Genomic DNA, 11,198 nt, shown 5'->3' on the forward strand with positions numbered 1-11,198 from the left:
GGGGATCGTCGTCGCCGAGACGCCCGGGAGCCTCACGCTGCGGCTTGCCGGCGGGGCCGACCGGGTGATCCGCCGCGGGGAGATCGAGAGCATCTCCACGCTGCCGCGGTCGCTGATGCCGGCCGGACTGGAGCAGGTGCTCTCGCCGGAAGACTGCGCCGACCTGCTGGCGGCGCTGCAGGAGCCGTGAGGGGGCGTGGGTCCGGATTGGGCACGCGGGGGCTCGGGATCGTGGTCGATGGAGCAACGGGGCCTCGCTCGGGCTCTTTTGCTGGGACCATGGTGGAAGAGCAACGGAGCCTCGCTCGGGCTCTGCAGAGGGGACGCCCCTCGCGCCTCTGCCCTCGCATCGACCCGCATGCAGTTGCGACGGGCCAATGCGAGGGCGACGGCGGAGGGGCTTCGCGGGTCCCTGGGAACGGGAGGGAATGGGAGAATTCAGGCACGCGAGACACGCGGCGGAGGTGCGACTGTGACGAGGCAAGCTTCTGGTGACGCGAGCAGAGGCCGACGAGTGACCGGCAGTGGGGCTGCTGCGAACGGTGGCAGGTGTGGTGGTGGTGGTGCTGCTGCGCGCGGTGGCAGTGGCATGTGTTGTGGTGACGGTCGCGCACGGTTCGTCGGGACGGGACGGTGGATCGCGCTGCCGGTGATGGCGCTGGTGGTTCTCTGGCTGAGTGGTGTGCCGGCTTCCGCGGGCGACGGTGCGGTGCGCGGGCCGAATCCGATTACGCGGGAGAATGCCCATACCGGCGCGCGTGACTGGCAGTTGACGCGCGTCCGACTCGACGGGATCGACGGCTTCCGCTGCCCGTGGATCGAGGGCTACTGCGACCGCCAGAGCGTGGCCGCCGGCGAGACGCTGCGGATCATGGTCTCGACGAAGCCGGCGGCGCGCTACACCGTCGAGATCTTCCGGATGGGTTTCTACGGTGGCCGCGGGGCGCGGCTGATGCACTCGGTCGGGCCGCTGGCCGGCCACGAGCAGCCGACGCCGAAGCCGGGCAAGCAAAACATCCACGAGTGCGGCTGGGAGCCCGCCGTGGAGATCGTCATCCCCGCCGACTGGACCAGCGGCGTCTACCTCGGGCGGCTGTCGGTCGTGCCGCCCGACGACACCACCAACGGCTACCAGAGCTACGTCGTGTTCGTCGTCCGCGACGACCGCCCCTGCGACGTCCTCTTCCAGTGCTCCGACAACACCTGGCAGGCCTACAACCGCTGGCCGAACAACTTCAGCGTCTACACGCATCCCGACGGGGGCCAGGGGCCGTGGGCGATGGTCAGCTTCGACCGCCCGTACGGCCGCGAGGCGCAGTTCCGCGGCGTCGTCGACGACCCGCTCACGCTCGGGTCGGGTGAATTCCTGCCGTTCGAGTTCCCGCTCGCCTACTGGCTCGAGGAGCAGGGATACGACGTGTCGTACGTCTCCAACGCCGACATGGTGACCCCCGACCGGGGCTTGAAGGCCAAGGCGTTTCTCTCGGTCGGCCACGACGAATACTGGGACCGCCGGCAGTTCGACTCGGTGGTGGCACTTCGCGACACGGGGGTGAGCCTGTTGTTTCTGTCGGGGAACTCCGTCTGCTGGGTCACGCCGCTCGGGCCGTCAGCGGCCGGGCAGCCGGCGCGGACGATGTTTCGCGGCGGTCCCTACGGCGGCGACCACCGCTGGGCCGTCGAACGCGAGCGCGACCATGGGCCGTTTCCCCACCGCGGCCCCGACGAGGGCTATCTGATGGGCGCGCGCAACATCGAGCCGGTCAACGGTGGCGGCGACTGGGTGTGCGCGAAGCCCGACCACTGGCTGTTTGCCGGCACGGGGATGAAGGCGGGCGAGCGGATCCCCGGGCTCGTCGGCTGGGAGTATCACGGCGATCCGCCGGCCGACATCCCCGGCCTCGAGGTCGTCGCCGCGGGGACGGCGTTTCAGGGGGGCGAGCGGCCGCAGCGCTGGACAGCGACGATCTACCCCGGCCCGAAGGGCAACTTCGTGTTCAATGCGTCGACGATCTTCTGGGCCCAGGGGCTGTCCAGCCCCCCGGGCCACGTCCTCCCCTGGTCGCACTGGACCCGCCCCCACGGCCCCGACGAGCGCGTCCGACGAATGACGGCCAACCTCCTCGACCGCGCGTTGGCCCCGCGCTAGCTTTACGTGGACAAAGCCATCCATGGCCTTTGTCCACTTTGGCGACCGCGGGAAACGCCGAGGGTTCCCCGGGTCGCCGTCGGCCGCATCCTGCGGCCGATCGCCGTGTCCACCGTCCATTTGCTGTCCGTTCAAAGCCCTCCGTAGCCTCTCCGGCCGCGGGACGGCCGGCTCACTTCGTCCACGAGATCCTCACCCACTCCCGGCAGGCCACGATGAGCACGTTCTCGGCGGCGCTGCTGCTGTTTTTCGTGATGGATCCGCTCGGCAACGTGCCGCTGTTCCTGTCGGCGCTCAAGGCGGTCGATCCGGCGCGGCGCACGCGGGTGGTGGCCCGCGAGCTGCTCGTCGCCTACGGTCTGCTGGTGGCGTTCCTGTTCGTCGGCCGGCCGCTCCTCGACACGCTGAATATCTCCGAGCCGGCGCTGACGCTCGCCGGCGGGATCGTGCTGTTCCTGATCGCCCTGCGGATGGTGTTCCCCGGCGTCCACGGGGCGCTCGCCGAGGAGCACGACGGCGAGCCGTTCATCGTGCCGCTGGCGATCCCCTACGTCGCCGGGCCGTCGGCGCTGGCGACGGTGCTCCTCCTGGCCAGCAGCCAGCCCGAGCGCCACGTCGACTGGTTCCTGGCGATCAGCGGGGCGTGGCTGGCGACGGCGGCGATCCTGCTGTGTGGCGCCGGCCTGGCGCGCGTGCTCGGACCGCGCGGGCTGACCGCGGTCGAGCGGCTGATGGGGATGGTGCTCGTCGCCTCGGCCGTGCAGATGGCGCTCGACGGCCTCGCCAAGGCGTTCCCGGCGCGCGGCTGACTGGCGCGCGCTGTCCGTGGACAAAGGCCATCGATGGCTTTGTCCACGGAAAACTAGTCGTCGACGCGGCGGAACTGGCCGAAATTCGCCTTGGCGAGGATCGCGAGAAACTCGGCCAGGCCACCGTCGGGGGCGATGCCGATCGTGTGCAGCGACACCCGCCGGCTCTTGTTGGCCTCGGCCACCATCCGCACGATCGCCGCCGGCTCCACGACCCGGCCGGCGGTCGGCCGGCCGTCGGAGAGGAGGTAGACCGCCTCGGTGTCGTAGGAGAAGGCGAGCGCCAGGGCGTCGCCGGTGGCGGTCTGGCCATGGGGGCGGAGGGCACGCACGAATGCCGCCGCGCGCCGCTTGCCGTCGTCGTCGGCCCTGACGAGCTGCCCTTCCCAGGCCGCGACCTTGTCGGAGTAGGCGACGATCGTGAACAGCGCGTCGTCGGGGAGCGTGTACAGCGCCGACTCGAGCTCGCGCTTGGCCGTCTCGAGCCGGCCCCGTTCGTCCATGCTCGCCGAGGTGTCGACGACGAACACGACGCGCTCGGCGTAGAGCGGGATCCCGTAGTACGCCGGATCGGAGTGGTTGTCGGCCGCCACCAGCGGCGTGGCCGGCGGCGGATAGTCGGCCCGCGGCTCGGGCATCACCAGGCCGTCGCGGTGGTCGTCGAGCCACTTCCGCCATCCGGCGGCGTCGGTGCCGAAGTTCACGCCGGTGACGTGGGCGAGGTAGGCGACGACGTCGGCCCGGGCCTCGCCCTTGAGCGTGGCGAGGATCCGCACCAGCGCCTCGACCCCCTCGACGCGATGCACCGCGATCAGCGCCCGGACGACGCCGCGGCGAAACGGGAAATCGGTGGTGAACAGGCGGAGCCGCGCCAGCCCTTCGAGCACGGCCACCTCCTCGACGCCCCCACGCGCCGCCGCGGAGGTCGCCACTTCCCAGCAGAGGCGCACGCCGGCCGGCCCGTCGGCGGCGCCGCCGTCGAGCCAGTTGTGCAGCGGCCCGGGCTCGAACCCGGCGGGCGTGCCGAGGAGGACGGCGGCGAGGTCGGCGGCGACGTCGGTGCGCCCGGCGCGGAGCTCGCGCACGGTGGCATCGACGAGGCGTTCGGTGAATGCCGGGTCGTCGCGGTGTTCGGCGAGCGCGTCTCGGGCGGCGCTGCGCGTGGCCGGTTCCTTCGCCGACAGGCCGACGCGGATCACCAGGTCGATCGCCTCGGCGGTGTCGTAGGCCGCCAGGCGCAGGAGCACTTCCTGCCGCAGTCCCGGCGACCCGGACCGGGCGACGGCGAGCGCTTGCTTCTTGAGCGCCTTGAACTCGGGCGACACGTCGGTGGTCGCGGCCTTCTCCGCCGGCCCCGCCGCCGCGGCGGGAGCTCCCGGCATCACGATGACGACTGCGAGGCCCACGGCCCCGACAACGATCGCAGTCACGGCCGCGGTCACGGCGACTTCCAGGGCAGCGACGACGGCCGCGACCACCACCGCGGAGCGCGTCCGCGCCCGTCGTCGTTGGATCGCCCGGCCAGCGAAAACAGAGAAGTCACTCATACGCGAACCCGGTCCCGAACCCACCGGGTTTCCACCCGCCATCCCGGACCACGGAGGAACTGCTCCCCACGACACGAGCCACCCTGAGGATCGCCGGTCGCCGCGCCCCACCCACACCAGCTCATCGACCGACCAAGTCGCAAGCCAAGACGCCAACTGGCCGACCAACCGAATCCCCATCCAGCCATCAACCATCACTGCCACGTCTCCCCATCAACAGGACCCGCGTAGCCCCTCCGCCGTCGCCCTCGCATCGGCCCGTCGCAACTGCATGCGGGTCGATGCGAGGGCAGAGGCGCGAGGGGCGTCCCCCTCTGCGGAGCCTGAGCGAGGTCGTCGCGACCCCCGTCGGGACCACCAGCGTCGTTTCTCATCGGCCACCGCACCGCACTGGCACGACTGCCGCCCCCGCGCGGCCAACCTCGCCGGCAAGGTTTGCCGAGCCTACCGCGCGCCATGCCGCCGGGAACCGGATAGTCTCGATTGACTCCTGCCCCCGAATCCAATCGCTATCCTCATTCGCCATTCCATTCGGAGACTCTCCATGCACGCGCCCGACCAGCCCGTCGACCGGCCGCGCGCCCTGGAGTGGCTCCTCGCCGCCGCCGTCATCGGGCTTGCCGGCTTCCTCGCCTACCCCTGGGGAGCGTCGCTGATCACCGGATTGATCCTCGGGAAGCCTGACCGCGGCGTGTTGCGCCAGCTCCTTTTCGTCGCTCCGCTGCTCGTCGCGGTCGGCGCGGCCGTGGCGGCGTCGGCGCGCCTGCGGCGCTACCGAGGGCTGATCGGCGGAGCGGCGCTGGTGGTGTTTACCGTCGCCAACGCCGTCGTCGTCGGTGTCAGAGCGGCCGACACGCCGGCGCGGATTCCCGCCGGGCTGCTCTACGTGGCCGGCAGCCTCGTCGTGGCGTGGGGGCTGTTGGTGTTCGTCTGGCCGCTGGCGTGGGCCAAGCGGCTCGCGGTGCTCGCGGCCCTCGGAGCGCTGCTGGCGGTGTTTCTCGGCCTCGTGCGCATCGACGGCCTGTCGGGCGACGCCCAGGTCGTGTTTGGCTGGCGGCGCGACCCGCTTCCCGAGGCGCTGTCTGTCGCCGTGAAGACACCGGCCGCGGGCGATACGCCCGTCGCCGACGCTCCCGGCAGCGCCGCACCGATCCTCGAGCCGGGGGCCGGCGACTTCGCAGGCTATCTCGGCCCGGCGCGTAACGGCCGGCTCGCCGGGCCCGCGCTCGACCCCGACTGGGCCGCCCGTCCGCCGCGCGAGGTGTGGCGGCGGCGCGTCGGCGAGGGGTGGGGAGGGTTCGCCGTCGTCGGCGGCGTGGCACTCACGCAGGAGCAGCGCGGCCAGAGCGAGGCAGTCGTCTGCTACGACCTCGCGACCGGCGCCGAGCGGTGGATCCACGCCGATCCGGTGCGCTTCGATTCGAGCTACGGTGGCCCCGGCCCGCGCGGCACGCCGACGGTGGTCGGCGGCCGGATCTACACGATGGGTGCCACCGGCCGGCTCACCTGCCTCGGTGCCGACGGCACGGTTGTGTGGGCCGTCGACACGGTACCGGGCGCCGTCGCTCCCCCGCCGCCGCCGCCCGGTGCGCCGGCACCCGAGAGGGAGCCGCCCGATTCGGGCGAGTTGCTCGCCCACGGCATGGCCGGCTCGCCGCTGGTGGTCGATGGGCGGGTGTACGTCTGCCCCTGCGGACGCGACGGCAGGTCGCTGGCGGCGTTCGATGCGGCCGGCGGCGCGGAGGTGTTTCGTGCCGGCAGCGAGCGGGCCAGCTACGCGTCGCCGATGCTCGTCTCGATCGCCGGGGCGCCCTGCATACTCGTCTTCAACGGCGTCGGCGTCGCCGCCCACGATCCGGCCGACGGCGCCGTGCGCTGGAGCTTTTCGTGGGGCAACGATCAGGCCACCAACTGCTCGCAGCCGCTGGTGATCGACGACCGGCGGATCCTCCTCTCGACCGGCTATGGCACCGGCAGCGTGCTCATCGAGGTCACCCGCGGTGGCGACGGCGGCTGGACGGTGGCCGAGGTCTGGCGGACGCGCGACTTCAAGAGCAAGTTCGCGACGCCGGTGCGCGCCGGTGACCATATCTACGGCCTCGACGACGGGATCCTCGCCTGCCTCGACCTGGAGACGGGCAAGCGGCTGTGGAAGAAGGGGCGCTACGGCCACGGCCAGGTGCTGCTCGTCGGCACGTCGTTGCTCGTGCAGACCGAGGCCGGGCCGGTGGTCCTCGTCGAGCCGTCGCCGGCGGGGCCGGTGGAGCGCGGGCGGATCGACGCGTTGTCCGACAAGACCTGGAACACGCTCACGCTCGCCGGCGACCGGCTGCTGGTGCGCAATTCGGTCGAGGCCGCCTGCTACGTCGTCGCGCTGAAGGAAGCGTCAGCGGGCGAAGTCGCCGGAGTTGGCCGTTGACGGATCGCGGTGGCCGGAAGCGCTGCGAATCTCCGAGAAGCTGTCTTCGTTGATGTAATTCCAGTCGTGCCACATCTCCGACCAGGTGCGCGATACCTGCCGGCGCGCGTTGGTGACCGTCGCCGACATGTCGTGGGCCATGTCGTCGCGCACCTTCTGGAGCGACGCCCCGGGGCGGAGCGCCTCGGCGCTGCGGCGCATGGCACCGGCGCAGCCCGAGAGGGCGACGAGCCCGCAGGCGATCGCGATCCCGGGCAGGAGCGTCGCGCGTCGCGATGCACGACCGACAGACAGCGGCAGGAAGCGTGTCATGGTGGCCTCCTCGAGGGGGCGGGAGAATAGGACCAGCCGGCCGTGGCGTCGACGCCGGTTCGGCGGACGAGGCTCGCCTTGAAATCCCTGCCAGGCTTCCCTAAGTACCCATCCCGGACGGCCGCGATCGGCCGCCCGTGGGTATCAACGGAGGCGAGGCATGGGGTCGCCCGATTGCTCCTGGCGGACGGTGGTAGTGTGTGCATTCGTCGGCGGAGTCCTGGGTTGCGCCGACGCGATCGCCGCCGACCCCGCGGGTTGGGTCGCGCCCCGCATCGCCTCGGTGCCGGCCGCCGGGCCGACCACGGCCGGCAGTCCGCCCGTGCGGATGGTGCCGGGCCATCCGGCGCTCGAGCGGGCGCCGCGGCGAACCGCGACTACGCGCGGGACAGCCGGTGATCCGATCAATGTCGCGTTCATCGGCTCCGACCGGGAGATCCATCACGCACTCTCGCGGGCCGGCTGGTACGCGGCCGATCCGATCACGCTGGAGACGTCGCTGCGGATCGCGGCCGATGTCGTCCTCCGCAAACCCTATCCGCACGCTCCGGTGAGCGATCTCTACGTCTGGGGACGGAAGCAAGACCTGGCGTTCGAACAGCCGTTCGGTGGCAGCCCCAAGCAGCGGCACCACGTCCGCTTCTGGCGGTCGGCGGAGGTCGACGGCGAAGGCGAGCCGCTGTGGCTCGGCGCCGCGACGTTCGACGAGCGCGTCGAGATCAGCCGCACCACCGGCGGTGTGACTCACAGGATCGCCCCGGCGGTCGATCGCGAACGCAACAAACTCCTCACCGACACCAACGCGGCCGGGCTACTCGATGGCTACTACTGGGTCGACCGCTTCCACCGCGAGCTTCGCGGCACCAACGGTGGCGGCGACCCGTTTCACACCGATGGCCGGCTCGCCGTCGGTGTGATCACCCTCGATCGCCCGGCCGACGAACCGTCGTCCGCCCGCTGACGACGTCGCCGGCTTCGCCGGGCTCTTCCGCCATGCCCGCCCCTGCCACCGCGCCCCTGTCGATCGGCTATTTTTCTCCGACCGAATCGGTCGGAGGGAAAAGGCGGTGGTCGATTGGGCGATTGACGCGGCCAGGCCGGTCGTCCGGCGGGCGCTTCATCAGGCAAATGACACGGCGACGCTGTCCGGCACGCCAACGGAGTCTGCGATGAACCCGCGCCCGGCAGAAGCCATTCCCGATCGATGCCGCACTCGGGTGTCGCGCCGAAGTTCGGTGAGGGGTCTGGCCGGCTGGCTGGCGCTCGGCGCCGTGCCCGGCCGGGCGCAGGAGCCCCCCGTCGCGGACGCGATCGACGTGCCGGTGGGCGCCGGCTCGTTCCGCTGCCCGACGAGCAGCGGCGACCTCGAGGTGTTCACGCACCGGCCGCGGTCGTTCGACCCGGCGCGGGGGCGCCTGCTGCTGGTGTTCCACGGCGTCCAGCGCAATGCCGAGGAATACCGCGACTGGGCGGTGCCTTTGGCGGAGGCGACCGGTGCCCTGGTGGCCACGCCGAAGTTCACCAAGGAAGCGTTTCCCAACACCAAATACCAGCAGGGCAACCTCCTCGCCGACGGCGCCGTCGTGCCGCGCGAGGAGTGGACGTGGAACCTCGTGCCGGTCGTCGCCGCCGCGCTTCGCGCCCGGATCGGGCGCGACGACGCGCCTTTTGACCTCATCGGCCATTCGGCGGGGGGGCAGTTCCTCGTACGCTCGGCGGCGTTCGTCGATACGGGCGCCGACCGCGTCGTCGCCGCCAACCCGGGCACGCATCTCTTTCCAACGCGCGACCTCGACTACCCGCTCGGCTTTGGCGGCCTTCCCGAGGAGTTTGGCGGCGACGACGCCATCCGCCGCTACCTTGATCGGCCGCTGACGCTGTACCTCGGCACCGCCGATACGGTCGCCGACCGTAATTTCGACACGTCCCCGGAGGCGATGCAGCAGGGGGCGAGCCGGTATGAGCGCGGCCACAATGCGTATGCCATGGCCCGAAAGGTGGCCGCCGACCGGGGGTGGAAGGTACGCTGGCGGATCGTCGAGGCCGAGGGGATCGCGCACGTCGCCGCGCGGATGTTCGCCCATCCGTCGGCCGTCGTCGCACTGACCGGCCCGGAGTCATGAGCCACCGCCCGAGAGCTCGCGCTCGAGGCGATCGATTCGTCTTTTTTTCCTCATTCGGCCCCCCCGGAACCAGCACCATGACCCGCCACCTTGCCCCGCGCGCCGGCTTCACGCTCGTCGAGCTGCTCGTCGTGATCGCGATCATCGGCACGCTCGTCGGCCTCCTCCTCCCCGCGGTGCAGGCGGCGCGCGAGAGCGCCAACCGAATGGCCTGCCAGAACCAGCTCAAGCAGCTCGGCCTCGCGGCACAAAACTATCTGTCGGCGATGCGTGGCCTGCCGCCGTCGAGCTATGACAACACGACCAATCCCGCGCCGGCGTTCCCCGCACCGATCCCCGCCAACCAGTCGCCGCGCAGCGTGCTCTTCATCCTCCTCCCCTACTACGAGCAGGAGACGCTCCGCAACGCCTTCAACCCCGCCCAGGACTGGCGCCAGGGGCCGCCGTCGCCCAACCGGACCGCGATCGCGATCCCGGTGAAGACGTTCCTCTGCCCGTCGACGGGCAATCCCGACCGGACACGGTCGATCTCGAGCACGACGTTCGGCACGATCGTTGGCGCGGTGAGTGACTATTTCACGATCAACCGGATCCGCGCCGAGGTCGCCAGCACGCTCAATCCGAGCCCCGGCTCCGGCTGGTGCGCCGCGCTGCGGCCGAATGTCCTCACGCCGATCGCGCAGATCACCGACGGCACGACCCGGACGCTGCTGTTCGTCGAGTCGGCCGGCAACCCCCAGCTGTTCAACATGGGGCGGAAGGGGTCGCTCGTGCCGACGGCGACGACCTACACGACGACGCAGGGCGCGGGGATCTGGGCCGACCACCGCACGCCGATCACGTTCGACGGCTGTAATCCGACGACGGGTGGTGCCTATGCGACGAGCAATTCCGCCGTCCCCCCGGCGGTCGGTGCCGCCGTCGCCACGCGCACCCAGGCGGTCAACTGCACCAACGACGAGGAGGTCTACGCCTTCCATCCCGGCGGGGCCAATCTCGTCCGCTGCGACGGCTCGGTCGGTTTCGTGACCGACGCGATCACGGTCCCGGTGTTCACCGCGCTGATCACGCGGCAGAATGCCGAGGCTGTCTCGGACGAATAGCCGACGACACGGGGGCGGTGGCGAGGCCGAGGTGAAGACGTTTTCCGGCGCCGGATCGATCAAGGCCCTGGCGCGCGAGGTTGACGCGGCCGGCGTGAGGAACCTGCTGCTCGTCACCGACCCCGGCGTGGTCCGGGCGGGGATCGTCGAGCGCGTGCGCGACGTGGTGGGCGGCCACATCGCCGCCGTCTTCGACGCCGTGCCGCAGGACTCCGGCCTCGGAGTGGTCGCCGGCGCGGCTGCGGCCGGCCGCAGCGCCGGTGCCGACGCGGTCCTGAGCGTCGGCGGTGGGAGCGTGATCGACACCGGCAAGGGGGTGGCGCTGATGCTCGGCCTCGATCTCCCGGCGACGGCCCTGCCCGGCATCAACCACCTCCGCGGTCGGCCGGCGTTTCACGCCGTCGTGCCCACCACGGCCGGCACCGGGAGCGAGGCGACCGACGTCGCGGTGCTCCGCGACGAACGGACGACGGTGAAGGTCTTCGTCGTCGATCGGCTCGTGATCCCCGACGTGGCGATCCTCGATCCCGAGATGACGCTCAGCCTGCCCCCCGCGCTCACCGCCAGCACCGCCGCCGACGCCCTCGCTCACGGCATCGAGGCCGCTACCAGCCGGCTGGCCAATCCGGCGACCGACATCCACGCCCTCGAGGCGATCCGGCTGATCGCCGCCTGCCTGCCGCGTGCCCTCGCCGACGGCGGCGACCGCGCCGCCCGCGAAGGCCTCCTCGTCACC

General features: G+C 71.5%; 8 protein-coding genes and 1 pseudogene. 7 read left to right on the forward strand and 2 right to left on the reverse strand.

Annotation, left to right across the window (positions count from 1 at the left end; all coding sequences use genetic code 11):
• Window positions 1–751 precede the first annotated feature (751 nt).
• Together FJ309_16180 and FJ309_16185 are read left to right on the forward strand one after the other, a co-directional pair.
• Window positions 752–2,149, forward strand: a pseudogene (locus FJ309_16180) (hypothetical protein).
• A gap of 215 nt (window positions 2,150–2,364) precedes the next feature.
• Window positions 2,365–2,958 carry an NAAT family transporter gene (locus tag FJ309_16185; protein ID MBM3956122.1) on the forward strand — a complete coding sequence of 198 codons (594 nt, stop codon included), beginning with the start codon at window positions 2,365–2,367 and terminating at the stop codon, window positions 2,956–2,958.
• 53 nt (window positions 2,959–3,011) lie between these two features.
• On the opposite strand, the gene FJ309_16190 is transcribed toward FJ309_16185, so the two are convergent.
• The gene (locus FJ309_16190; GenBank protein MBM3956123.1) at window positions 3,012–4,505 is read right to left on the reverse strand and encodes a VWA domain-containing protein; all 1,494 of its coding nucleotides are present in this window, start codon (window positions 4,503–4,505) and stop codon (window positions 3,012–3,014) included.
• Window positions 4,506–5,049: 544 nt separating this feature from the next.
• Here FJ309_16190 and FJ309_16195 point away from each other — a divergent pair.
• Window positions 5,050–6,924, forward strand: coding sequence for a hypothetical protein (locus tag FJ309_16195; protein MBM3956124.1), 1,875 nt, complete (start codon window positions 5,050–5,052; stop codon window positions 6,922–6,924).
• Here FJ309_16195 and FJ309_16200 read toward each other — a convergent pair.
• The gene (locus FJ309_16200; GenBank protein ID MBM3956125.1) at window positions 6,892–7,236 is read right to left on the reverse strand and encodes a hypothetical protein; all 345 of its coding nucleotides are present in this window, start codon (window positions 7,234–7,236) and stop codon (window positions 6,892–6,894) included. The genes FJ309_16195 and FJ309_16200 overlap by 33 nt on opposite strands.
• 160 nt (window positions 7,237–7,396) lie before the next feature.
• Between FJ309_16200 and FJ309_16205 the strand changes: the two genes are divergently transcribed.
• From FJ309_16205 to FJ309_16220, 4 genes are all read left to right on the forward strand, one after another.
• Window positions 7,397–8,197 (forward strand): hypothetical protein, encoded by an 801-nt coding sequence (locus FJ309_16205; GenBank protein ID MBM3956126.1) that lies wholly within the window; start codon window positions 7,397–7,399, stop codon window positions 8,195–8,197.
• 274 nt (window positions 8,198–8,471) lie between these two features.
• On the forward strand, window positions 8,472–9,359 hold the full coding sequence (locus tag FJ309_16210; GenBank protein ID MBM3956127.1) for a hypothetical protein: 888 nt from the start codon (window positions 8,472–8,474) through the stop codon (window positions 9,357–9,359).
• A complete protein-coding gene (locus FJ309_16215; protein MBM3956128.1) occupies window positions 9,356–10,462 on the forward strand; it encodes a DUF1559 domain-containing protein in 1,107 nt (368 codons plus the stop codon). The genes FJ309_16210 and FJ309_16215 overlap by 4 nt, the downstream gene beginning before the upstream one ends.
• Window positions 10,437–11,198: iron-containing alcohol dehydrogenase (locus tag FJ309_16220; protein ID MBM3956129.1), on the forward strand; the 762-nt coding region annotated here is incomplete at its 3' end. The genes FJ309_16215 and FJ309_16220, both read left to right, overlap by 26 nt.

This window comes from Planctomycetota bacterium, assembly GCA_016872555.1.
GTDB lineage: Bacteria > Planctomycetota > Planctomycetia > Pirellulales > UBA1268 > F1-20-MAGs016.